The sequence below is a fragment of the Erwinia sp. MYb416 genome (assembly GCF_037479575.1).
GTDB classification, from domain to species: Bacteria; Pseudomonadota; Gammaproteobacteria; order Enterobacterales; family Enterobacteriaceae; genus Erwinia; species Erwinia rhapontici.
Map to the genome: position 1 here is coordinate 1,421,517 of NZ_JBBGYT010000438.1, position 24,493 is coordinate 1,446,009.

Sequence of the window (24,493 nt, forward strand, 5' to 3'; positions counted from 1 at the left end):
TTTGTTCCACCAATGGCGGTGCAACGAGTGCTTTGGATAAAGGCGTCCAACCGCATGCATTACGCATGTCGGTGGACGCCTTTTTTTATGGTTTTTTTCAGGGCAAGGCAATGATGAGCAAAGAACAGAGCAACGTACCCGTGGTGAATACAGCGGTTGAGGCAGCAGATAAACCCACGCTGGTGGTGATTGGGCATGGCATGGTCGGCCAGCACTTCCTTGAGCAGATGGTCAGCCGACAGCTACAGCAGCAGTTCCATATTGTCGTGTATGGCGAAGAGCGCCATGTCGCTTATGACCGCGTGCATTTATCGGAATACTTTGCCGGGAAAGGGCACGCGGAACTCTCCCTGGTCCCCCCCGGATTTATTGAACAAAGCGGCATTGAACTGCGAACCGGGCGGCAGGTGGTCTCTATCGATTGCCAGCGGCGGCAGGTGCACGAAGCAGATGGTCGTGTTCAGGCGTACGACCAGCTCGTGCTGGCCAGCGGCTCCAGCCCATTTGTGCCACCGATCCCCGGCAGCGAACACGCGTCCTGTTTTGTTTACCGGACGCTGGACGACCTGGATTCCCTCGCCGCGAAGGCCACCGGGTCGACGCGTGGTGTGGTGATTGGCGGGGGCTTGCTGGGGCTGGAGGCGGCCAATGCACTGCAAAAACTGGGTCTGGAAACCGCGGTGGTCGAGCTTTCCTCGCGGCTGATGGCGGTGCAGTTGGATGAGGGGGGCGCTGCGATGCTGCGCCGGAAAATCGAAGCGCTGGGGGTTGCTGTTCATACCGGTAAGCAGAGCCAGAGCATTGACGCTCAGGAAGATGGCACGCTGCGGCTGAATTTTGCCGATGGCAGTGCCCTTGAGACCGATCTGATACTGTTTTCGGCCGGTATCCGCCCACGCGATCACCTGGCCGCTGCGGCAGGCCTGATGCTGGGCGAACGCGGTGGCGTGGTCATAGACGATTGCTGCCGGACGTCAGACCCAGCCGTCTGGGCCATCGGTGAGTGTGCTGTATGGCAGGGGCATCTCTATGGCCTGGTGGCTCCCGGCTATCAGATGGCGCGCGTGCTGGCGGCAACGCTGGCAGGAGAAGCCGTGGCATTTAGCGGGGCGGATATGAGTACTAAACTCAAGCTGCTGGGAGTCGAGGTGGCATCAATGGGGGATGCTCACGGAGAAACGGCGGGCAGCCAGAGCTATTACTGGACCAATGAACCCCGGGAAATCTATAAAAAGATTGTCGTTTCGGCTGACGGTAAAACGCTGCTGGGCGGCGTGCTGGTCGGTGACAGCAGCGAGTACAGCCTGCTGCTACAAATGATGCTGAACGGCATGGCGCTGTCTGATGCCCCTGAAAGTCTGATCCTGCCGCAGAGTGCCGGGGCTCCGTCGAAAGCGCTTGGCGTGGCGGCTCTGCCGGACAGCGCGCAGGTCTGCTCCTGTCATAACGTGACCAAAGGGGATATCTGCGCCGCGGTCAAAGCAGGATGCAGCGATATGGCATCGCTGAAAGCCAGCACCAAAGCGGCCACGGGCTGCGGCGGCTGTGCCGCGCTGGTCAAACAGGTCATGGAGTACCAGTTGGCGGATCTGGGCGTAGAAGTGAAGAAAGATATCTGCGAGCACTTCCCGTGGTCACGTCAGGAGCTGTACTCACTGATTCGCATGGGCAATATCAAAAGCTTTGAAGAGTTGCTGGCGAAGCAGGGACGCGGCAACGGCTGTGAAATCTGTAAACCGCTGGTGGGATCGATGCTGGCCTCCTGCTGGAATGACTATCTGCTGACGCCCGCTTTGTTACCCCTGCAGGATACCAACGACCGTTATTTTGCCAATATCCAGAAGGACGGGACTTATTCGGTTGTACCCCGGATGCCGGCCGGTGAGGTCAGCGCAGAGGGGCTGATCGCCATCGGTGAAATTGCGCAAAAATACAATTTGTACTGCAAAGTCACCGGGGGCCAGCGTATCGATCTGTTTGGTGCCCGGCTGGAGCAGTTACCGGTTATCTGGCAGGCGCTGGTGGACGCAGGTTTTGAAACCGGGCATGCGTACGGCAAATCGCTGCGCACCGTGAAGTCCTGTGTCGGATCGACCTGGTGCCGCTACGGCGTGCAGGATTCAACCAGTTTCGCGACCCGGCTGGAAAACCGTTACAAGGGGCTGCGAACCCCCCATAAGTTTAAAATGGCCGTATCGGGGTGCACGCGCGAATGCGCAGAGGCCCAGAGTAAGGACATTGGCGTGATTGCCACCGACAAAGGCTGGAATCTGTACGTCTGCGGCAATGGCGGGATGAAGCCGCGTCATGCCGACCTGTTTGCCAGCGACCTGGATGCAGAAACACTGGTGCGCTATGTCGACCGTCTGCTGATGTTCTATATCCGTACTGCCGATCGTCTGCAACGAACCAGCGTATGGATGGATAACCTTGAAGGGGGGCTGGAGTATCTGCGTCAGGTGGTGATGGATGATGTGCTCGGGATTGTTACCGAACTGGAGCAGGAGATGCAGCGCGTCGTTGACCGCTATCAGTGTGAATGGCAGACCACGCTGGCCAGCCCCGATCGTCTGGCGCTGTTCCGTCGCTCGGTAAATGACGTGCAGCCCACATCGCTGTGGAATAAGGTCTGCACCCTTAAGGAGATCCCCCCGCAGGCCGGGATCGGCGCGCACCTCGGCTCACAGGCGATAGCCCTGTTCCGGCTTGATGATACGGTTTACGCGCTGGATGACCATGAACCAGGAACGGAAGCCAATGTGCTGTCGCGCGGGCTTTTGGGTGACAGTCAGGGTGAACCGCTGGTGATTTCGCCGTTATACAAACAGCGATTCCGACTGAGAGACGGACAGAGCCTGGACAACCCGGCGCTTTACCAGCGCTGCTGGCCAGTGAAAATTGAACAGGGGCTGGTCTGGGTTGCCAGCATGCCGCTGGTTCAGACTCCGGGCGACACCGCCCTGACAGTATGAGGCCGAAAATGACTGTAAAAATACCTGCTCTTGATCGTTTGCTGGCCGGGGGCTTCCCCCCCGGCCAGCAGGGAGATGTCTGGCTGGTGGGGGCCGGGCCGGGAGCCGTGGACCTGTTGACGGTGCGCGCGCTGCGTCTTATCGAAAAGGCTGAGGTGGTGGTCTGCGATCGGCTGGTCGGGCCGGATATTCTGGCACTGATCCCCCCAACGGCACTGAATATTGACGTGGGAAAAACGCCGGGTTTTCATGGCATGAAGCAGTCACAGATCAACCAATTGCTGGTGGATCTGGCCCGTGCCGGGCGGCAGGTGATCCGTCTTAAAGGCGGCGATCCCTTTATTTTCGGCCGGGGAGGGGAAGAGATGCAGTGGCTGCAACAGGCGGGAGTGACCTGCCATATTGTGCCCGGCATTACCGCCGCTACCGGCTGTGCGGCCGCCACTGGCATCCCGCTGACGCACCGCGACATGGCCCAGTCGGTGCGCTTTATCACCGGTCATGGACGTGACGGCAAACCCCAGCTTGACTGGGAAAGTTTACGTGATGCCCGCCAGACGCTGGTGTTTTATATGGGATTAACATGGTGTGAGGCATTAAGCGAGCAGATGATCCGGCACGGACGCGATGCGCATACGCCGGTAGCGATTATCGAGCGGGGCACACGTCACGATCAGCGCACCCACATTACCCGCCTTGACCGGCTGGCGCAGACGGTAGCGGAACGGCAGCCACAGTCACCGGGCCTGTTGATTGTCGGTGACGTGGTGCGTTTATACCGAACTGACGCCGATCAGGGCGCCACCAGCACCTTCACCCCCAGTGCTTCAAAGGCGTCAATAGACGCCTGAGTAATGCCGCTGTCGGTGATCAGATACTGGATTTTGCTCCATTCGCAGGGCAACGCAAACATCGACACCTTGTCGATTTTACTGGAGTCAGCCACCACGTAAACGGTGTTCGCAGAGTGGATCATGGCGCTTTTCACCTTGATATCCGTCTCGCTGGGAAAACTCAGACCGAGGCGGGGAGAAATGCAGGCCGTGGCGAGAAACAGCTTCTCCGCCAGCACGTTTTCAAAAAAACTGGCGGCCTTTTCACCTGACGTCGACAGGGTGGGGAACTTAAAGGTGCCGCCGGTCAGCAGGATATTAATCCCCGGCTCACCGCCCAGCTTCAGGGCAATATTCACGGCGTTGGTCACCACCGACAGGCGCCGGATGTGATTCATATGATTGGCGATCGCCGTCGTCGTGGTGCCCGAATCGAAAATGACCGTATCGCCGTTTTCGATATGCTGTGCCGCCAGACGCCCAATGGCATCTTTTGCGTCGAGATGGGTTTGCCGTTCCAGCAGCAATGCGCCGGTATTTTGCTTACCTGTAATCAATGTTGCACCGCCGTGATAACGCTGCACATACCCCTCTTTTTGCAGCATACGCAGGTCGGTACGGATAGTGGCTTCGGTCAGTCCGAAAGTCTCCGTCAGCATTTTTACCGTGACGGTGCCATCCTCACGGATCATCTCCAGGATCTTTTCCCGCCGTTGCTGCATATCAGCCAGTTGTTCATTTTTGCTTTTCAAGTCAATCACTCCCTTTGCCTGAATGCGGGTTGCCTGCCCCGTCAGCCGGGCTGTTGCGATAAATAGTAACCCTCGTTCGCATCAATTGCGAGATCTGCAAAAGTGACTTTCAATTTTCGAATGAAAGTCAAAAATTGCCATTCAATTGATTTAACTGATATTTAACATTGTCTTCATCGCAATACTCGCCGCGAATTCTCGCTACATTGCTGTTTTATAATGCATTAATATTATTTTTGGCTTTTGTTTGAAATATGATCCACCCCACAATATGATTACAAACGATAGCGTATATTTTTATTCGAAAATGAAATTGCCGCTGTTGACTGTCATATCAACACGCTATCCGGCCCGCGGCGTCATAGATGAAGAGGTAATGATGGACTTTCAGGCAATCAAACAGACTGCGCGTCAGGCCCGGCGCTATGTACTGCAAATGAATCATCGGGCAGGCAAAGGTCATACCGGTGCCGACCTCTCTGAGGTGGATATCATCTGTACCTTATTTATGGCGGTGATGGATCGCAGCCGTCCGCGTCCCGATCAGGACCGTTTCATCCTCTCCAAAGGTCACGGGGCAGGCGGGTTGTATTGCAGCGCGGCTGCTATGGGCCTGATTGACCCGGCGATCCTCGACCAGTTTATGGGGGACGATACGCTGCTGGCGGGCCATCCCATCCATCAGAAGCTGCCAGAGCTGGTGGAAATTAACTCGGGTGGTTTAGGCCACGGGTTATCGATTGGTGTGGGTCTGGCGCTGGGCAACAAACTCTCTGGTCGTGCTGACCGTCGTGCTTTTGTCCTGCTCGGAGATGGTGAACTGGCGGAAGGTTCTAACTGGGAAGCGGCGATGTCGGCCAGTAAATTCAAACTGGAAAACCTGGTGGCGATTGTTGACCGTAACCGTTTGCAACTGGCCGGGAAAACCGAAGATATCATGCCGCTGGAGCCGCTGGCCGACAAATGGCTGGCATTCGGTTTCGAAGTGCTGGAGTGCAACGGGCACGATCCTGCCGCCATTGCCGCCGCCGCTAACCAACCCGGCATCGGTAAACCCCGCGTTATTTTAGCCAATACCGAAAAAGGGCACGGTATCTCGTTTATGGCCAACGTCCCGGCCTGGCATCACGCCGTACCTAATGATGAGCAACTGGCCCTTGGGCTGGCCGAGCTGGAGGATTAACCATGCAAGACTTACGTGACGCCGTGATTGCCACGCTGGTGGAAGCCCAGAATGAGGGAGCAGACCTCAGTGTCATGGTGGCCGACTCCACCTCAACATCAAAAATTGCCCCGTTTGAAAAAGCCTTCCCGGATCGGGTCATCAACGTGGGTATCGCTGAACAGAATATGGTGGGAATGGCGGCGGGAGTGGCACTGAGTGGCCGTACGGTATTCACCGCTAACGCTGCACCGTTTCTGTTTGCCCGCTCGAATGAGCAATTGAAAAATGATGTTTGTTACTCAGAAACTAACGTCAAGATGCTCGGCCTGAATGCCGGTTTTGCTTACGGTCCGTTGGGTGCCACGCACCACTGTACTAACGACATTGCTATCGCCCGTTCGATGGGCAACCTACAAATTTTCGCGCCAGCAGATGCCATTCAGGCCAGCGCGATTGCCCGCCATGCCATCAGCCATAAAGGGCCGGTTTATATCCGTATGGACAGCGATAAAGTGCCGCTGCTGCATGATGCCGATTACCAGTTTGTGCCGGGTAAACCAGAGGTGTTACAGCAGGGTAAAGACACCGTGGTGTTCTGTCTGGGAACGCTGGCTCATGAAGCCCTGGCCGCTAAAGATGACAGCATCACCATCGTCTCACTGCCTTCTCTGTGGCCGCTGGACGAAGCGGCGGTCATCAAGCTGATTACCGCACACCGTCAGGTGATCACCATGGAAGAACATGTGTTGAGTGGCGGTCTGAGCAGCATTATCGGTGAGCTGCTGCATCAGCACAGCCTGCGTCAGCGCTTTATTCCGCTGGGTATCCCGCCGTATGAATTTACCCATAGCAGCAGTCGTGTTGCCCTGCGTCGCCAGTTCCGCATTGATGCCGAAGGCCTGCGCGCCACGTTAGAAAATCTTGTTGCCGCTTAAGGAGAGTCTGGAAATGAGTAACGAATATGACGTCAATCTGCGCTACGGCGTAGATATCAACGGGGATCTCAGTGGCAAGGTGGCCGTGGTCACCGGGGGGCTGGGGGGGATTGCGATGGCCAGCAATCAGATGCTGCTGGAGAAAGGCGCGAAGCTGGCACTGCTCTATCCGGCGTTTGAACAGAGCAAAGTGGCGGATGTTGCCGGGCAGTTCGCTGCCGATCGCGTCCAGTTTGTTCAGTGCGATGTCACTGACCCGGACTCTGTGGAGCAGGCAATAGCACAGGTTGAAGCGCACTATGGCCAGATCGATATTCTGGTGAACTGTGCGGGCTACGTGATGTTGCAGCCGGTACTGGAAACGGAATTTGCCGAGTGGCAGAAGCAGGTGGCAGTCAATCTGACCGGGCCATTCCTCTGTTCTCAGGCGGTGGCAAAACGCATGGTGAAAGCGGGTAAAGGCGGAAAGATCATCAATATTGCCTCGCAGGCGGCATCCATCGCCATCGATAACCATGTGGCCTATACCTCGGCGAAAGCCGGGCTGTTGGGGATGACCAAAGTGATGGCGAAAGAGTTTGCGCCCCACAAAATTAACGTGAATACCCTGTCGCCTACCGTGGTGCTGACGCCAATGGGCGAGAAAGCCTGGCGTGGGGAGAAAGGGGAGGCGATGAAGCAACTGATCCCAATGGGACGTTTTGCCTACACGGACGAAATTGCCGCCGCCGTGCTGTTTTTTGCCAGCAACGGTAGCGACATGATCACAGGCGCAGACCTGATGATCGATGGCGGTTTCACTATTTGGTAATACCGATTACTGCGCCAACACCAGAGAATTCGAGATGTTATCCCGACTGTCGGTCGTTGCAGCAAGGCGGTAAGTAAACGCAACTGCGGCATCCGATACCAAGGTTAAAAAGCTGTACCTACACATAACAACATAAGAGAACATCAAAATGAAAATGCGTTTAACTCTGTTAGCTCTAGCGACCGCCTGCTCCTTCTCTCATGCCGTTACTGCCGCAGAGAAAGGCACCATCATGATCCTCGTTAACTCGCTGGATAACCCGTACTACGCCTCTGAGGCCAAAGGGGCCAACCTGAAGGCACAGGAACTGGGTTACAAAACCACCGTGCTGTCCCACGGTGAAGATGTGAAAAAACAAAGCGAACTGATTGATGCCGCCATCGGTAAAAAAGTGCAGGGCATTATCCTCGATAACGCTGACTCCACAGCCAGCGTTGCCGCCATCAAAAAAGCCAAAGATGCCGGTATTCCTGTGGTGTTGATTAACCGTGAAATCCCGGTTGATGACGTCGCGCTGGAGCAGATCACCCACAACAACTTCCAGGCGGGTTCCGATGTGGCGAACGTTTTCGTTGAGAAGATGGGCGAGAAAGGCACCTATGCCGAACTGACCTGTAACCTGGCCGACAACAACTGCGTCACCCGTTCGAAATCCTTCCACCAGGTACTGGATCAGTACCCGGATATGAAAAGTGTGGCGAAGCAGGATGCGAAAGGCACCCTGATCGACGGTAAGCGCATTATGGACAGCATTCTCCAGGCGCACCCGGATGTAAAAGGGGTGATCTGTGGTAACGGTCCGGTGGCGCTGGGGGCCATTGCTGCCCTGAAAGCGGCCGGTCGTAGTGATGTGATTGTGGTGGGTATTGATGGCAGTAACGACGAACGTGATGCGGTCAAAGCCGGCACGTTGAAAGCCACCGTGATGTTGCAGGCGCAGGCGATCGCCGCGCAGGGCGTCACCGATATCGACAATTTCCTGCAGAAAGGCACCAAACCCGAGAAACAGCGCGTGATGTTCCGCGGCATCCTGATCAACCAGGGCAACGCAGACAAAGTGCAGGACTTCAATTTCAAATCCTGAGTTAACGCTTCATAAGATGTGACTGCGCCCCTGCGGGGGCGCAAAGGAGAGAATTATGTCCAGGCGAGTCTGGCTGGCAATGGCCACTTTAGCCCTCGGGGGCTGCCGTATTGTGTCACAGCAGGAGCTGGCCGATTTAAAAAATCCGCCCAACCCCGCGATGGCAAATGTCACCGCCACGTATCAGCAAAAAATCGTGCCACAAATTGTCAGCGAGGCAAAACCGCTCGACGAACTGATGAAGTCGCTGGCCACAGCAAAAGATTTTGATGCGGCCTGTAAACAGTGGGGATACCGCAGTCAGGATGAGAATCCGTGTGTGTTCAGCGTCAAAATTCAGGGCACGGTTACTGAGGTGAACACCACCTCACGCAGTGGAAAAATGACCATTAAAGACGTCAGCGGCCAGCAGGTCGTGGTGCAGATTGGCCCGATCATTCGCGGTACCGCGCTGCGCGACGCTTATAAGGGGGCCAGCTATCAGGACTTCAACGATCAGGTGCTGTTTGGTGATTATGGTAAGGCGATCAATAACCTGGCGTCAGATGAGGTGAAAAAGCTGCAACCGAAAGTCGGTGAAAGCGTTGAGGTTGATGGGGTCTTCAGCAGTTGGGATGTGCCGCAAACACCACCGGATGTCACCCCGGCTCACGTGGTACGCAAGTAGAGGGCTCATGATGGCTGAATATCAAATCGACCCGCTGTTATCGCCGGATCAGCTGCCCGAAGTGGTGATTGAAACGCGTGATGTGTCGCGTATCTATCCTGGCGTGACCGCGCTGGACCAGGTGAACTACCGCGTGTATCGCAACAAGGTCAATGTATTAATCGGTGAGAACGGTGCCGGAAAATCCACCATGATGAAAATGCTGGCCGGAGTGGAAGTGCCGTCCTCCGGGCAGATTTTTCTCGACGGAGAACCCGTGTCGCTGCACTCGACCCAGCAGGCTGAGAAGCACGGGATCAGTATCATTTTTCAGGAACTGAATCTGTTCCCGAATATGAATGTGATGGACAACATCTTTATCGGTAATGAGTTTTTCCAGCGCGGCCGGATTAACGAAAAATATCAGTACCAGCTGGCGAAAGCCCTGCTGGAACGGCTGGAGCTGGATGTGGACCCTTATGCGCCGCTCGGTGAGCTGGGCATCGGTCACCAGCAGCTGGTGGAAATTGCGCGTGCACTGTCGAAAGACACCCGGGTACTGATTATGGATGAACCGACCTCGGCGCTCAGCCAGTCGGAAGTCAAAGTCCTGTTTAACGTGATTGCGGCGCTGAAGCGGCGTGGCGTCACCATTATCTATATCTCGCACCGTCTGGAAGAGCTGATGGAGATCGGCGATCACATCACCATCTTCCGTGACGGGCGTTTTATCAGCGAACGTGATGTGCGCGATGCCAGCGTGCCGTGGATCATCGCCCAGATGGTAGGCGATAAGAAAAAACAGTTCGACTATGCCGCCGCAACGCAGGGAGAGGTGGTGCTGGACGTCAGCGGACTCACCGCGCTGCGTCAGGATGGTGGCTACAAGCTGAACGATGTGACGTTCTCACTGCGGAAAGGTGAAGTGGTGGGCATTTACGGCCTGCTGGGCGCCGGGCGTACCGAGCTGTTTAAAGGTCTGATAGGACTGATGGGCTGCCAGAGCGGCCGCGTGGTGTTGAACGGCGAAGTACTGGACAAGCGTGATTTTCAGTACCGATTGAAAAAGGGCATCGCGCTGGTGCCGGAAGACCGTAAAGGCGAGGGGATGATCGGCATGATGTCGATCAAAACCAATATGACCTTGAGCGATCTCAGTCTGCGCGGCTTTCGTCGGGCGCTGGGGCTGTTGCGTCCGCAGCAGGAGAGCGAAAAGGTGAACGACATGGTGCAACGCCTGGCGATCAAGGTCAGCGATACCGATCTGCCCATCACCTCTCTGAGCGGCGGTAATCAGCAAAAAGTGGTGCTGGGCAAGGCACTGATGACCGGCCCGGAAGTGGTGCTGCTGGATGAACCGACGCGGGGGATTGATGTCGGTGCCAAAACCGATGTGTATCAACTGATCGGCAAAATGGCCCAGGAGGGGCTGGCCGTGATGTTTTCGTCCTCGGAACTGGATGAGGTGATGGCGCTGGCCGACCGCATTTTGGTGATGGCGGATGGGCGTATTACCGCTGACCTGCTGCGTGCTGATGCCACGCGCGAAACGTTAATCACTGCGTCGACACCGCACGAATAAGCGGGCTTGAGGAAGAAAAAATGAATCAAAAATATCTGCTGTATATGTACCTGCTGAAAGCCAGAACGTTTATTGCCTTGCTGATTGTGGTGGGCTTTTTCAGTGTGATGGTGCCGAACTTCCTGACCCTGTCCAATGTGCTGATTATGACGCAGCACGTGGCGATCACCGGCCTGCTGGCGATTGGCATGACGCTGGTGATTCTGACGGGCGGGATTGACCTCTCCGTTGGGGCGGTGGCGGGCATTTGTGGAATGGTGGCCGGGGCGCTGCTGACCAGCGGTGTCCCTCTCTGGGGCGGACAGGTGTTGTTTCTTAACGTCCCGGAAGTGATCCTCGCGGTGGCGTTGTTCGGGGTGGTGCTGGGGTTGATCAACGGTACGGTGATCACCCGTCTTGGCGTCGCGCCCTTTATCTGTACGCTCGGCATGATGTATATCGCCCGCGGCGCGGCGCTGCTGTTTAACGACGGCAGCACCTACGCCAACCTGGTTGGCGTGCCGCAGTTGGGCAATACCGGGTTTTCACTGCTTGGTTCGGGCAGCTTCCTTGGCGTCTACTTTCCGATCTGGCTGATGATCGGTTTCCTGCTGATTGGGCTGTATATCACGCGTAAAACCCCGCTGGGCCGCTATATCTATGCGGCGGGTGGCAATGAATCTGCCGCCCGTCTGGCCGGTGTGCCGATTATCAAAGTGAAAGTCTTTGTCTACGCCTTTTCCGGTCTGTGTGCCGCGCTGGTCGGGCTGGTGGTGGCGTCGCAGCTGCAAACTGCGCATCCGATGACCGGGAATATGTTTGAGATGGATGCCATTGGGGCCACGGTGCTTGGTGGTACGGCACTGGCCGGGGGACGCGGACGTGTGTCCGGATCGATCATCGGTGCCTTTGTGATTGTCTTCCTGGCCGATGGCATGGTGATGATGGGCGTCAGCGATTTCTGGCAGATGGTGATCAAAGGGCTGGTGATTGTCACCGCCGTTGTCATCGACCAGTTCCAGCAGAAGCTGCAAAGCAAAGTGGTGTTGATGCGTCGCCATGAAAAAAAGCAGGCGGCCGCGCCGCTCTCTGAGGTCAGCCATGGCTAGAGAACTGATTGTTGCGCTGGATGAAGGGACCAGCAATGTGAAAGCGGTGGCGATTGATGCTCGCGGTGAAGTGGTGGCAAAAGCGTCCCGCCCGCTCACGGTTGCCACGCCGCAGCCGGGCTGGGTTGAACAGGATGGGCTCACGCTGCTTAACGCATCGCTGACGGTGCTGCGCGAAGTGCTCAACACCGTGGGCGAAAATCGGGTGGCGGCACTGGCCATCAGCAATCAGCGCGAGACGGCCATCGGCTGGGAGCGCCACAGTGGTCGCCCTATTGGGCCTGCGCTGACCTGGCAGTGTTCACGCTCAGGTGTCTTCTGCGATCGGCTCAAACGCGATAATCAGGAGGGGCTGATCCGTGCCATTACCGGGTTACCGGTGGCACCGCTGTTTTCAGCATCGAAAATGCGCTGGCTGCTGGATAACACGCCGGAGGGGCATTCGCGTGCCGACAGCGGCGAGATTTGCCTCGGTACCATCGATGCCTGGCTGCTATGGAACCTGAGCGGCGGGCAGCAGTTCCGCTGCGATACCTCGAATGCATCACGTACCCAGCTGTTAAATCTGCACAGCGGCGGCTGGGATGAATCGATGCTGGCGCTGTTTGGCATCCCGCGTGCCGCGCTGCCGGAAATTTGCCCCTCAGGTAGCCTGTTTGGCGTGACCCTCGGTCTGGCCGGTATTCCCGATGGGCTGCCCATCATGGCCATGGTCGGGGATTCCCATGCCGCATTGTACGGTCACGGACTGGGGGCACCGGGCGGGGTGAAAGCCACCTATGGCACCGGATCGTCGGTGATGGCACCTCTGGGCCAGGCGGATACCAGTATCACCTCGCTGGCAACCACCGTGGCCTGGCATGATGGCCAGCGGCTGGTTTACGGTCTTGAAGGCAATATTCCTCATACTGGGGACGGCGTGGCGTGGATGGCGCAGGCGACCGGACTGACCGATGGTAAAGGTCTGGTGCTGAGCCGCGCGCTACATGAGCTGCCCGCCAGTATCGATTCGACTCTCGGCGTCTATTTTGTTCCGGCGCTGACCGGAACCGGCGCTCCCTGGTGGGATGAGCAGGCGCGCGGCGTGATTTGTGGGCTCAGCCGGGGCGTAACGCCAGCACATTTGATCCGTGCGTCACTGGAAGCGATTGCCTACCAGATTGCCGATGTGATTGAGGCTATGCGCCTTCACCCGGGATTCCGTCTGGAGACACTGATGGTGGATGGTGGCCCCACGCAAAATCCGTGGCTGATGCAGTTTCAGGCTGATCTGTTGGGTTGCCCGGTGGCCCGCAGCAGTACGCCAGAGCTGTCGGCGCTCGGTGCCGGGCTACTGGCACGACGGACGCTCGGCCAGCTTAATGACGAACAACTGCTGGCGCTGATACCAGAACATGATCTCTGGCAGCCCGATCCGGGCCGCCATGAACGTTGCCAACAGAGCTGGCTGGGCTGGCAGGATGCGGTGAAACGTACCCTGTGGCAGCCGTCGCGTTAACTGCCGTGCAGTGTGGTTTGGTCGGGCGAGGCATGCCTCACCCCTACAACACAGAAGGCTGTTACGGCCAGGTACCGATTTCCGTAGGGGTCAGGCATGCCTGCCTGCCCCTACAACACAGAATGGCGTCACAGCTTTGTATCGAATTCCGTAGGGGTCAGGCACGCCTGCCCGCCCCTACAACACAGAATGGCGTCACAGCTTTGTATCGAATTCCGTAGGGGTCAGGCATGCCTGACCCGCCCCTACAACACAGAATGGCGTCACAGCTTTGTACCGAATTCCGTAGGGGTCAGGCACGCCTGACCCGCCCCTACAACACAGAATGGCTTCACAGCTTTGTACCGAATTCCGTAGGGGTCAGGCATGCCTGACCCGTCATAAAGGAGCAACAGATGAAACGTAATTTCAGTAATAAAACCGTGGTGATCACGGGAGCATGTCGCGGTATTGGGGCGGGTATTGCCGAACGTTTTGCCAGAGACGGTGCAAACCTGGTGATGGTCTCCAACGCCGAGCGCGTGTTTGAAACCGCTGATCGGATAAAAGCCGCCTGGGGCAGTGAGATTCTGGCATTGCAGGTGGATGTCACCGATGAAGAGCAGGTGCAGGGGTTGTATCGCCAGGCTGCAGAACGTTTCGGGACGATTGACGTGTCGATCCAGAACGCCGGAGTGATCACCATCGACACGTTCGACAAAATGCCCAAAGCTGACTTCGATAAAATCCTTGCGGTGAATACCACGGGCGTCTGGCTTTGCTGCCGCGAAGCCGCGAAGTATATTGTGAAACAGCAGTCCGGTAGCCTGATCAATACATCGTCAGGGCAGGGGCGTCAGGGCTTTATATATACGCCGCATTATGCCGCCAGCAAGATGGGAGTGATCGGGATTACGCAGAGCCTGTCACAGGAGCTGGCACCGTGGAATATCACCGTCAACGCGTTTTGTCCCGGCATTATCGAAAGCGAAATGTGGGATTACAATGACCGCGTATGGGGTGAAATCCTTAGTACCGACAGTAAAAAATATGGCAAAGGCGAGCTGATGGCGGAATGGGTGCAGGGTATTCCGTTAAAACGCGCGGGGCAGCCGGACGATGTTGCCGGGCTGGTGGCTTTCCTCGCCTCTGATGATGCACGCTATATTACCGGGCAGACGATCAACGTCGACGGTGGTCTGATTATGTCCTGATGCGTTGCGGTGGCCGATTTTGTTCCATTCGTGCCACCGTCATTCTGCTCCGCCGAAAAGTCTTTATACTCTCTCCGGTCATGCACTACCCGGCGAAAAGTCGTCTTCGCCTGCCTGACACATGCTGACATTTATCTACGGGATCACAGGATGATCCCGGTCACCTGACGAGTAGAGCAACATGAAATACTTCATTTTATTGATGTGGATAATTACCGTACTGTATGTGCACTGGAGAGGGAAGGTTCGTTACGGTTTCTGGCGTCAGCTGGCTGACCACCCTAACTGTTTTATGTATCTGTTTTCCCGCATTCCCACCACGCCCTTTCTTTCACCTCATCACTTCCCCGAGCTTGCTGAGCTGCGTGACAACTGGCAGTCGATTCGTGACGAAGGCGAGGCGCTGCTGGCGTCAGAGCAGATTAAAGCCTCGGACCGCTATAACGATGCCGGGTTTAACTCGTTTTTTAGAACCGGTTGGAAACGCTTTTATCTGAAATGGTATGACGAGGCACATCCCTCTGCGATGTCTCTCTGCCCGCGTACCACCGCGCTGTTGCGCGGTATTCCATCGATCAAAGCCGCCATGTTTGCCTCACTTCCGGACGGCAGCCGCCTGCCGCGCCACCGCGATCCGTATGCCGGATCGCTGCGCTACCACCTTGGCTTGATCACCCCGAATGATGACCGCTGCTTTATTGAAGTGGATGGTGAACGTTACAGCTGGCGTGACGGCGAGGGTGTGGTGTTTGATGAAACCTATATTCACTATGCTGAGAATCACAGCGGGCAGCCTCGATTGATCCTGTTTTGCGATATTGAGCGGCCGATGATCTGGCGTTGGACGCAGGCAGTGAATCACTGGCTTGGCCGTCATCTGGTGGGGGCGGCTGCGGCCCCCAATAATAACAGTGACCGTACCGGGGGCATTAACCGGGTGTTCAAATATCTCTATGCGGTGCGCAAGGTCGGGAAACGCCTGAAGGCGTGGAATAAGCCGATATATTATGTGATCAAATGGCTGCTGTTCGGTGGTATCGCTGTCTTGATCTGGCGAGCACTGTAAGTTTTGGGCGGTCCTTCGCGCGGGCCGCCCGATTTTCGCGTTGGGAAGAGATTCTGTGCTAAGGTTAGTTGTATGATTTTGTGAACAAACTCACACTCGCGCAGATAAAAAATATTGCTTTGAGCTTATGATTCTATTTAGTCGTTATTTGTCCCACGTTTCCAGCCTGATGTTTTCCCTTGCCGTGATCGGCCTGCCGATCACGGCGGCACGCGCTTTTGATGAGTCCACACGCGTTCCCGATGCTCCCTTTGATGATCCCGGTCGTTTCCGGCAGATGCAGCAACAGCTGCCGGGTATGGGTATCACCGATCATGATAACGGGCTGGCACAGAAAATCGCTGAGGCGGCAAAAAGCATCGGTGAAGCCAGCATGAACAACGACAGTGATAAATCGCTGCGTGAGGAAGCCGGTCAGTGGGCGTTTAATCAGTTCCGTACTGCCGCCAGCGAGCGTGCCGCCAGTGAAGGTGAACTGCTTCTGTCACCTTATGGCCTCGCCAGCGTGTCGCTGGCCGTAGATGATGCCGGGAGTTTTAATGGCACCTCCGCTCAGTTGATGACGCCGTGGCAGGACAATTATCAGTATCTGACTTTCAGCCAGTTAGGGGTGGAGCAAACGGAATATGGCACTGTAGGCAACGCCGGGCTGGGCCAGCGTTGGATCGCCGGGAGCTGGCGTGTGGGGTATAACGCGTTCGTTGACGATGTGCTCACTACCCACCAGCAGCGCGGTTCTCTGGGGGCAGAAGCCTGGGGAGAGTATCTGCGTTTTTCCGCCAATTATTATCATCCGCTATCGGGCTGGCGTAATCACAACAGCACAACACAGATGCGGATGGCGCGCGGTTATGACATCACTACACAGGGGTATCTGCCCTTTTACCGCCAGTTAGGGGTTAGCCTGAGTTACGAGCAGTATCTCGGCAATCATATCGATCTGTTTAACAGTGGCAATGCAACGGCAAACCCGACGGCGGTTTCCCTGGGCGTTAATTACACGCCAGTGCCGCTGTTTACCCTCTCTGCCAGCCATAAAGAGGGCGATGGTGGAGAGTCACAGGACCAGTTTGCGTTGAAGATGAATTACCGCATTGGTGTGGCGCTGAGCCAGCAGCTTTCGGCCAGCAATGTCGCGGCGGCGAAGTCGTTAAGTGGGAGCCGTTACGATCAGGTTAACCGCAATAATTCCCCGGTGATGGAGTTCCGCCAGCGTAAAACGCTGTCAGTCTTCCTCGCCACGCCACCGTGGCAGGTGCAGCCGGGTGAAACACTGGCGCTGAAATTACAGGTTCGTAACAGCAATGCGATTAAAGCGGTGAGCTGGCAGGGGGATACGCAGGCATTGAGCCTGACACCTCCGGCAGATAATGCGAGCCCTAACGGCTGGAGTATTATCGCTCCGGCGTGGGACAGCAGCGAAGGGGCCAGCAATGAATATCATCTGTCGGTCACGCTGGAAGACAGTAAGCAGCAGCGCGTGACTTCTAACTGGATCACGCTAAAACTGGCGCAACCCGTCACGTTACAGCCTGCGGATACCGGGAGTTTCGACCTGATGTCCCCTTGAATACAGGGGATTCTGCTATCCGCTGAAAACGTGATTTTTGTCAATACACTGTCTCGAAATATATGTGACTAAAGTCACAAAAAACCACTTCTCAGGCGCGAGGATTTTCTGCACAATCTGCGAAAAATCTCACTCGCCTGCACATCATGATCATCCGTCCTAATAGTCACTGGTTTATCCGCCTGTTCGCCTGGCACGGTTCGGTATTACCCGGAATCTGGTTCCGCTTAACGCTTAATCTGCTGATGTCCCTGATCGCTATTTTCTGTCTCGACTGGTATGAAACGCTGGGTATCAAGCTGACGCTGGCACCGTTCAGCCTGCTTGGGGTTTCCATTGCGGTATTTTTGGGTTTTCGTAACAGCGTCTGCTTTGGCCGCTTTATTGAAGCACGTATGTTCTGGGGCAATCTGCTGATTGCCTGCCGCACGTTACAACGTCTGGCACTGGCGATTTCGCCCGCTGATGCGCCGCGTGTCACATCGTTGCTGCTGGCGTTCTCTTACAGCCTCAAGCATCAGTTGCGCCACAGTGATGCCCGTGAGGATCTGCGTCGTTACCTTGGGGATGAAGCGGATGAAGTGCTGAAACGTCGTTCGCCGACCAATTTCATTGAGCTGCAACTGTCGCAGTGGCTGGCCGACCAGCGCCGCCGCGGTAACCTGTCCGACATTCTCTATATGCACATGGACAGCAATATTAATCAGCTGTCACAGGTGCTGGGGGGATGCGAGCGTCTGGCGAGTATGCCCGTGCCGTTTGCCTATGGTTTGCTGCTGCACAGAACGGTATATCTGTTCTGCACGCTGTTGCCTTTTGCGCTGGTGCCGGATTTACACTACATGACACCGTTGGTGTCGGTGTTTATTGCTTATACCTTCCTGTCGCTGGATACGCTGGCGGAAGAGCTGGAGATGCCGTTTGGTTTTGCCAACAACCATCTGCCGCTGGATGCGATGTGTACCAATATTGAGATTAATCTTCGGGAAATGAATCTGGAAGAGGCGTTGCCGGATACGCCACGGCCGGACTGTCGTTATCGGTTGACGTGAGGGATTTGCTGGCGGGTGGGGCGGCTTCAGGTATGAGGTCAGTTTGAGCACGCCGGATCGCAAAAAACGCCTCCGTGCGTGCCTCGGCTCGCGGCATCCCTGCCGCGTGACGTCCGGCTTACCTCAAACTGGCCTCATCCCCGCAAGAGCGTGCCCGCTGTCAGTGTTAAACCCTGCCTGTTGTGGTCAGGTTTCCCCATCAGAACTGATAGTTCAGACCCACACCCGCCACATCATCATCCGCCAGCGCTAACGGATTGTTATCCTTCAGCAGATTGAATTTGTACTCGGCATAGACCAGGAAGTTTTTGTTGAAGTAGTAGTTCGCACCCGCAGAGGCATATTTAACGATATCGGCATCACCCACGTTCTCAATGTCTTTACCACGTGAGCTGACATACGCCAGAGAAGGGCGGAAACCATTCAGGAACTGATACTGGGCGATAGCTTCAAAATTCACCGCCTTGTTGGCAAAGCCACCCGTAATTGGCGTGGCGTTGTGCGTGTTACCGTACATCGCGGCCAGGTAAATCTGGTTAGCATCATATTTGATTGCCGTTGCCCAGTGCTCTGCGCGATCACCTTTACCGGTGGCATTGTTTTGTGTTCCGGTACGGCCCAGGTTGGCATAGCTGCCGACAATGCCGAAACCAGAATCGGCCGTCCAACTGACCGATGTGGCGTAACCATCGCCTTAACTATAGGGTTTCTTTATGCCTGGATAATTTTATCTTATATTAAAAATTGCATTGGCTTATTTTTTGAACGTTTGTTTTTCATGTTTTTTCCATAGGGGAATGAAACTCCACTCAACCGCTTCTTTTACTGTTATGCACCCTCACTGCGCGCCATTTTGGTGCGGTTGACGTCTTTTGGGGCGTTAACTGACTCTTTTTAAAACCAAATCCCGGCATTGATCACACATTCGATATTTTATTTTACCACTGCATAATTCTGCTTTTTATTGTGCTGTAAAGGCAGGTTGTTCAGATTGTTATTCACTTTCTATGCATTAACAATGAATAGGATAATGATGTAACTCATTGATATTTGGTGGTTGAGAACGGTTTATGCATTTTTTTCTCTGGATGGCACGCGGCGTGCAATCTACAGTAGAGCTGCAATGAATCATCTCATTAACATTTTTTAAACTTTTAATTCACCCTGCCTGAGGCGGGGAATGTGCAAAACGAGGCCGATATGCAACCGTCAGTGACCCGTGAAAACTTCGATCAATGGATTGTTCCCACCTATGCCCCGGCCAGCTTTGTTCCGGTAAAAGCAGAAGGTTCGACGCTGTGGGATCAGGAAGGGAAGTCATATATCGACTTTGCCGGCGGTATTGCGGTCAATGCCCTCGGCCATGCGCATCCCGACTTGCAGCTTGCGTTACAGCAGCAGGCAGCACTGTTGTGGCATACCGGGAATGGTTACACCAATGAACCCATTCTGCGGCTGGCCAAACAGCTTATTGATGCCACGTTTGCCGACAGGGCGTTCTTTTGTAACTCCGGTGCGGAAGCGAATGAAGCGGCACTGAAGCTGGCGCGTAAGGTGGCGATGGATCATGGCCACTCGCAGAAAAGCGGTATTGTGGCATTTAACAATGCGTTTCATGGGCGCACGCTGTTTACGGTTTCCGCGGGGGGCCAGCCGGCCTACTCGAAAGATTTTGCACCGCTGCCGCAGGGCATTCAGCACGCGGTGTACAACGATCTGGCATCGGCTGCTGCGTTGATTAACGACCAGACCTGTGCAGTGATTGTCGAGCCGATTCAGGGTGAGGGCGGTGTGGTTCCGGCCGAGCCGGCCTTCCTGCGTGGTCTGCGCGAACTGTGTGATAAACACGGTGCGCTGCTGATTTTCGATGAAGTCCAGACCGGGGTGGGCCGAACCGGATCGCTGTATGCCTATATGCATTATGGCGTCACACCGGATGTGCTGAGCACCGCGAAAGCACTGGGTGGCGGCTTCCCGATTGGCGCGATGCTGACGACGGAAACCCTGGCTGAGCACCTGAATGTGGGCAGTCATGGCACCACCTACGGCGGCAATCCATTGGCAGGCGCAGTGGGTGGCAAGGTGATGGAACTGATCAATCGCCCGGAAGTGCTGGCCGGCGTGGCAGAACGCCATCGGTGGTTTGTTGACGGACTGAATGCCATCAACCAGCGCTTGCAGTTGTTCAGTGAAATCCGCGGACTGGGGCTGTTAATTGGCTGTGTGCTTAATCAGGACTATAGCGGCAAGGCGAAACTGATTAATCAGGCTGCCGCCCGTGAAGGGTTGATGGTGTTAATCGCGGGTGCCAGCGTGGTGCGTTTTGCTCCGTCGCTGATCATCACCCGGCAGGAAGTTGAGGAGGGGCTGGCGCGCTTTGAACGTGCCTGCCTCGCCGTCACTGAAGGAGCCCGCGCATGATGTATATTCGTCCCGTTGAACGAGACGATCTGGCGCAGTTAATGTACCTCGCCGGGAAAACCGGCGGGGGGTTGACCTCGCTGCCTGCTGACAGTGACACGCTGTCAGCACGTATCGATCGTTCACTTTTAACCTGGCAGGGAAAACTGCCGCGTGCAGAACAGGGATACGTATTTGTACTGGCAGACAGTGAGAGCAAAAAGGCCGTGGGTATCTGCGCCATTGAAGTGGCGGTGGGTCTGCAGGACCCGTGGTACAACTTTCGCGTCGGTACTCAGGTGCACGCCTCGAAAGAGCTGAATGTTTACAATATGTTGCCCACGCTGTCGTTAAGCAACGACCACACGGGCAGCAGCGAACTGTGCACACTGTTTCTTGACCCGGATTACCGAAACGGGAAAAACGGCTATCTGCTATCAAAATCACGCTTTCTGTTTATGGCCGGATTCCGCCAGCACTTTATGCAGAAAGTGGTGGCCGAAATGCGGGGTGTGATTGATGAACAGGGGCAATCGCCCTTCTGGGATAGCGTGGGCAGTCGCTTCTTCTCGATGTCATTTTCCGATGCTGACTATCTGTGCGGCACCGGGCAAAAAGCCTTTATTGCCGAGCTGATGCCGAAGCATCCGCTGTATATCGATTACCTGTCGGATGAGGCAAAGTCCGTGATTGGGCAGGTCCATCCGCATACTGCGCCCGCGCGTGCCGTGCTGGAAGCCGAAGGTTTTCACTTCCAGAATTACGTCGATATTTTCGACGGCGGCCCGACACTTGAGTGCGACATTGATCGTGTCCGCGCCATCCGGAAAAGCCGTGTGCTGACGGCCTTGATCAGTGAGGAGCAAGATGACGCGCTGCCCCTGTGCCTGGTCGCTAATGAGAACTATCAACAGTTCCGTGTGATGTTGTTGCCTGCCGATCCGCAGAGCAACACCGTTTGTATCACGGCCGCTCAGGCCGACATTTTAGGGTGCCAGCCGGGTGATAACCTGCGGGTGGTTACCCTTAGTCGTGAGGAGAAAAAAGCATGACGCACTGTATTAATGGTCAGTGGCTGACCGGTGGTGGCGAGAACTTCAGTAAAACCGATCCGGTGAGCGGTGAACTGTTATGGCAGGGCAAAGCCGCCACGGCAGGGCAGGTGACATCGGCCTGTGAAGCGGCGCGCGCGGCGTTTCCCGCCTGGGCACGCCGCCCGTTCTCTGAGCGCCAGGCCATCGCGGAGAAATTTGCCGGGTTGCTGGAAAAAAACAAAGTTGAGCTGAGTGAAACCATCTCGCGTGAAACCGGCAAACCGCGCTGGGAAACGCAGACAGAAGTGCAGGCAATGATCAACAAAGTGGCGATTTCGCTGCGCGCCTGGCATGCCCGCACCGGTGAGCAGGCGGAAGGCGAAAGTTCGCTGCGCCACCGTCCGCACGGGGTGATGGCGGTCTTTGGCCCGTATAACTTCCCCGGTCATCTGCCCAATGGTCATATCGTTCCCGCTTTGCTGGCAGGCAACTGTGTGGTCTTTAAACCCAGCGAGCTGACACCGATGACGGCTGAGCTGACGGGAAAATTATGGCTCAGTGCCGGGCTGCCCGGCGGCGTGTTTAATCTGGTGCAGGGCGGCCGTGAGACCGGACAGGCGCTGGCGCAGGAACCCCAGGTGGATGGTGTCCTGTTTACCGGCAGCGCAGCAACCGGCTATCAGCTGCACCGCCAGCTGGCCGGACAGCCGGAAAAAATGCTGGCGCTGGAGATGGGCGGTAATAACCCGCTGATCGTCGAAGATCCGGATGATATCGACGCCGCGGTGCATATTGCCGTTCAGTCGGCCTTTATCAGTGCCGGACAACGCTGTACCTGCGCACGTCGTCTGCTGGTGAAACGCGGCGCCGCCGGGGATGCGTTCCTCGATCTGGTGGCCGTGGCGGCAAAAATTCGTAGCGGGCGCTGGAACGATGAGCCTCAGCCTTTTATGGGCAGCGTGATCTCACTCCAGGCGGCAGAGAAGATCTTCAGCGAGTGGCAGGCACGTATTGATGCGGGGGGCAGGGTGTTGCTGCCGATGCAGTGGCCGGATCGCAGCAGTGCCATTCTGACACCGGGAATTATTGATGTGACCGGGCTGCAAAATCTGCCGGATGAAGAAGTCTTTGGTCCGCTGCTGGCGGTGATTCGCTATGACGATTTTGACCGCGCAATCCGACTCGCTAATCACACCCGCTACGGGCTGGCATGCGGGTTGATTTCGCCGCAGCGCGACAAATTTGAACGCCTGCTGATCGAAGCACGCGCAGGGATTGTGAACTGGAACAAACCGCTGACCGGGGCGGCGAGTACAGCACCGTTTGGCGGAGTGGGTGCCTCAGGTAACCATCGTGCCAGCGCCTGGTATGCTGCGGATTACTGCGCATGGCCGATGGCGTCACTGGAATCGCCTGACTTAACGCTGCCCGCCAGCCTGTCACCGGGTCTGGATTTTAGTGCACAGGGAGAAACGCCATGAGCGCCCGTGAAGTGAATTTCGATGGTTTACCGGGTCTGACGCATCATTACGCGGGACTGTCGTTTGGTAATGAGGCCTCAACGCGTTATCAGCACCAGGTCTCCAACCCGAAGTTGGCGGCGTTGCAGGGGTTGATGAAGATGAAAGCCCTGGCCGATATGGGCTTTGCCCAGGGCGTGATCCCACCGCATGAGCGCCCCAATATTGCGGCGTTGCGCCAGATTGGCTTCAGCGGCAGCGATGAACAGGTGCTGGCGCAGGCGGCCAAACAGAATCCGGCCCTGCTGTCTGCCGCCAGTTCCGCCTCAGCGATGTGGGTGGCTAATGCTGCCACGGTTTCGCCATCAGCCGACAGCGCCGATGGTCGCGTGCACCTCACCGTGGCGAACCTGAATAATAAATTCCACCGCGCCATGGAAGCGCCAACGACAGGCGCGCTGCTGCGGGCTATCTTCCGCGATCCTGAGCACTTCAGCGTGCACGATGCTTTACCTCAGGTGGCAATGTTCGGTGACGAAGGGGCGGCAAATCATAACCGCTTTAGCCGGGGTTATGGTGAGGCCGGTGTGCAGATGTTTGTCTATGGTCGTGCCGAGCTGAACGGTGGCGAGGCTCCAACGCGCTACCCGGCGCGTCAGACGCGTGAAGCCAGCGAAGCGGTAAGCCGCCTGCATCAGCTTGATGCGGCGCGCACGGTGTTTGCCCAGCAGAATCCGGCGGTGATCGATCAGGGCGTGTTTCATAACGACGTGATTGCGGTCAGCAACCAGCACGCGCTGTTTTGCCATCAGCAGGCGTTCTTACACCAGCCGCAGCTGCTGGCTGAACTGGCCGAAAAAATACCAGGATTTATCGCGATTGAAGTGCCTGACGAGCGCGTCAGTGTGGCGGATGCGGTGGCAACCTATCTGTTTAACAGCCAGCTGTTAAGTAAGGACGATGGCAAGATGTTACTGGTGCTGCCTGATGAAGCACGGCGTCATGCCGGCGTCTGGTCATATCTGACGGAGCTGGCGGCCAGCGGCGGCGTGATTGATGAACTGAAGGTGTTCGACCTGCGTGAAAGTATGTGCAACGGCGGCGGCCCGGCCTGTTTGCGACTGCGTGTGGTGCTGAATGCACAGCAGCAGGCGGCAGTTAATCCGGCGGTCATGATGAACGATCGGTTATTCGCGACCCTCAATGCCTGGGTGGAGCGTCACTACCGCGATCGGCTGTCGCAGGCTGACCTTGCCGACCCTCATTTGCTGCGCGAAGGACGCGAAGCACTCGAAGAGCTGACGAAGCTGCTAAACTTAGGCAATGTGTACCGTTTTCAGCAGTAAAGCGAT

At 56.2% G+C, this 24,493-nt stretch carries 18 protein-coding genes and 2 pseudogenes; 18 read left to right on the forward strand and 2 right to left on the reverse strand.

Annotation, left to right across the window (positions count from 1 at the left end; all coding sequences use genetic code 11):
- Nucleotides 1–161: 161 nt before the first annotated feature.
- Nucleotides 162–2,972 (forward strand): annotated as a pseudogene (nirB, locus tag WH277_RS16200) (nitrite reductase large subunit NirB); the annotation flags it as partial.
- Between the two features lie 8 nt (nucleotides 2,973–2,980).
- A complete protein-coding gene (cobA, locus tag WH277_RS16205; protein ID WP_159337234.1) occupies nucleotides 2,981–3,823 on the forward strand; it encodes a uroporphyrinogen-III C-methyltransferase in 843 nt (280 codons plus the stop codon).
- Here the strand turns inward: cobA and WH277_RS16210 are convergent.
- Entirely contained in the window at nucleotides 3,766–4,557 is a 792-nt protein-coding gene (locus tag WH277_RS16210) for a DeoR/GlpR family DNA-binding transcription regulator (RefSeq protein WP_159337233.1), read from the reverse strand. The two genes, cobA and WH277_RS16210, sit on opposite strands and share 58 nt — an antisense overlap.
- 379 nt (nucleotides 4,558–4,936) lie before the next feature.
- Here WH277_RS16210 and WH277_RS16215 point away from each other — a divergent pair, with 379 nt between their 5' ends.
- The 12 genes from WH277_RS16215 (at nucleotide 4,937) to WH277_RS16270 (ending at nucleotide 18,247) form a co-directional block, all read left to right on the forward strand.
- Complete coding sequence (locus WH277_RS16215; protein ID WP_133845475.1) at nucleotides 4,937–5,740, forward strand: transketolase; 804 nt, start codon at nucleotides 4,937–4,939, stop codon at nucleotides 5,738–5,740.
- 2 nt (nucleotides 5,741–5,742) lie between these two features.
- Nucleotides 5,743–6,657 (forward strand): transketolase family protein, encoded by a 915-nt coding sequence (locus WH277_RS16220; RefSeq protein ID WP_133845372.1) that lies wholly within the window; start codon nucleotides 5,743–5,745, stop codon nucleotides 6,655–6,657.
- A 13-nt stretch (nucleotides 6,658–6,670) separates the two neighbouring features.
- Nucleotides 6,671–7,468, forward strand: a complete 798-nt coding sequence (locus WH277_RS16225) for a GolD/DthD family dehydrogenase (RefSeq protein WP_167864585.1) — start codon at nucleotides 6,671–6,673, stop codon at nucleotides 7,466–7,468.
- A gap of 148 nt (nucleotides 7,469–7,616) precedes the next feature.
- A complete protein-coding gene (locus WH277_RS16230) occupies nucleotides 7,617–8,552 on the forward strand; it encodes a D-ribose ABC transporter substrate-binding protein (protein WP_339505957.1) in 936 nt (311 codons plus the stop codon).
- A gap of 55 nt (nucleotides 8,553–8,607) precedes the next feature.
- A complete protein-coding gene (locus WH277_RS16235; protein WP_159337231.1) occupies nucleotides 8,608–9,219 on the forward strand; it encodes a DUF2291 family protein in 612 nt (203 codons plus the stop codon).
- A gap of 10 nt (nucleotides 9,220–9,229) precedes the next feature.
- Nucleotides 9,230–10,780 carry a sugar ABC transporter ATP-binding protein gene (locus tag WH277_RS16240; RefSeq protein ID WP_374760127.1) on the forward strand — a complete coding sequence of 517 codons (1,551 nt, stop codon included), beginning with the start codon at nucleotides 9,230–9,232 and terminating at the stop codon, nucleotides 10,778–10,780.
- Between the two features lie 20 nt (nucleotides 10,781–10,800).
- Nucleotides 10,801–11,868: an ABC transporter permease gene (locus WH277_RS16245; RefSeq protein WP_133845363.1), complete on the forward strand. Its 1,068-nt coding sequence runs from the start codon at nucleotides 10,801–10,803 to the stop codon at nucleotides 11,866–11,868.
- Nucleotides 11,861–13,366 carry an FGGY family carbohydrate kinase gene (locus WH277_RS16250; RefSeq protein ID WP_339505958.1) on the forward strand — a complete coding sequence of 502 codons (1,506 nt, stop codon included), beginning with the start codon at nucleotides 11,861–11,863 and terminating at the stop codon, nucleotides 13,364–13,366. Before WH277_RS16245 ends, WH277_RS16250 begins: the two co-directional genes overlap by 8 nt.
- Before the next feature lie 395 nt (nucleotides 13,367–13,761).
- A complete protein-coding gene (locus tag WH277_RS16255) occupies nucleotides 13,762–14,559 on the forward strand; it encodes an SDR family oxidoreductase (RefSeq protein ID WP_339505959.1) in 798 nt (265 codons plus the stop codon).
- A 181-nt stretch (nucleotides 14,560–14,740) separates the two neighbouring features.
- Nucleotides 14,741–15,625, forward strand: coding sequence for a lipid A hydroxylase LpxO (gene lpxO / locus WH277_RS16260; RefSeq protein ID WP_339505960.1), 885 nt, complete (start codon nucleotides 14,741–14,743; stop codon nucleotides 15,623–15,625).
- Between the two features lie 127 nt (nucleotides 15,626–15,752).
- The gene (locus WH277_RS16265; protein ID WP_445235321.1) at nucleotides 15,753–17,195 is read left to right on the forward strand and encodes a YchO/YchP family invasin; all 1,443 of its coding nucleotides are present in this window, start codon (nucleotides 15,753–15,755) and stop codon (nucleotides 17,193–17,195) included.
- Nucleotides 17,196–17,341: 146 nt separating this feature from the next.
- The gene (locus WH277_RS16270) at nucleotides 17,342–18,247 is read left to right on the forward strand and encodes a bestrophin family protein (RefSeq protein ID WP_339505962.1); all 906 of its coding nucleotides are present in this window, start codon (nucleotides 17,342–17,344) and stop codon (nucleotides 18,245–18,247) included.
- 199 nt (nucleotides 18,248–18,446) lie between these two features.
- Here the strand turns inward: WH277_RS16270 and WH277_RS16275 are convergent.
- Nucleotides 18,447–18,941: pseudogene (locus WH277_RS16275) on the reverse strand (porin); the annotation flags it as partial.
- 506 nt (nucleotides 18,942–19,447) lie between these two features.
- Between WH277_RS16275 and WH277_RS16280 the strand changes: the two are divergent.
- From WH277_RS16280 to astB, 4 genes are read left to right on the forward strand one after another with little or no spacing between them, the layout of a single operon-like run.
- The gene (locus tag WH277_RS16280; protein WP_133845473.1) at nucleotides 19,448–20,668 is read left to right on the forward strand and encodes an aspartate aminotransferase family protein; all 1,221 of its coding nucleotides are present in this window, start codon (nucleotides 19,448–19,450) and stop codon (nucleotides 20,666–20,668) included.
- Complete coding sequence (gene astA, locus WH277_RS16285) at nucleotides 20,665–21,699, forward strand: arginine N-succinyltransferase (RefSeq protein WP_339505963.1); 1,035 nt, start codon at nucleotides 20,665–20,667, stop codon at nucleotides 21,697–21,699. Before WH277_RS16280 ends, astA begins: the two co-directional genes overlap by 4 nt.
- The gene (astD, locus tag WH277_RS16290; protein ID WP_339505964.1) at nucleotides 21,696–23,162 is read left to right on the forward strand and encodes a succinylglutamate-semialdehyde dehydrogenase; all 1,467 of its coding nucleotides are present in this window, start codon (nucleotides 21,696–21,698) and stop codon (nucleotides 23,160–23,162) included. Before astA ends, astD begins: the two co-directional genes overlap by 4 nt.
- Nucleotides 23,159–24,487, forward strand: a complete 1,329-nt coding sequence (astB, locus tag WH277_RS16295; protein WP_159337227.1) for an N-succinylarginine dihydrolase — start codon at nucleotides 23,159–23,161, stop codon at nucleotides 24,485–24,487. Before astD ends, astB begins: the two co-directional genes overlap by 4 nt.
- Nucleotides 24,488–24,493: the final 6 nt, after the last annotated feature.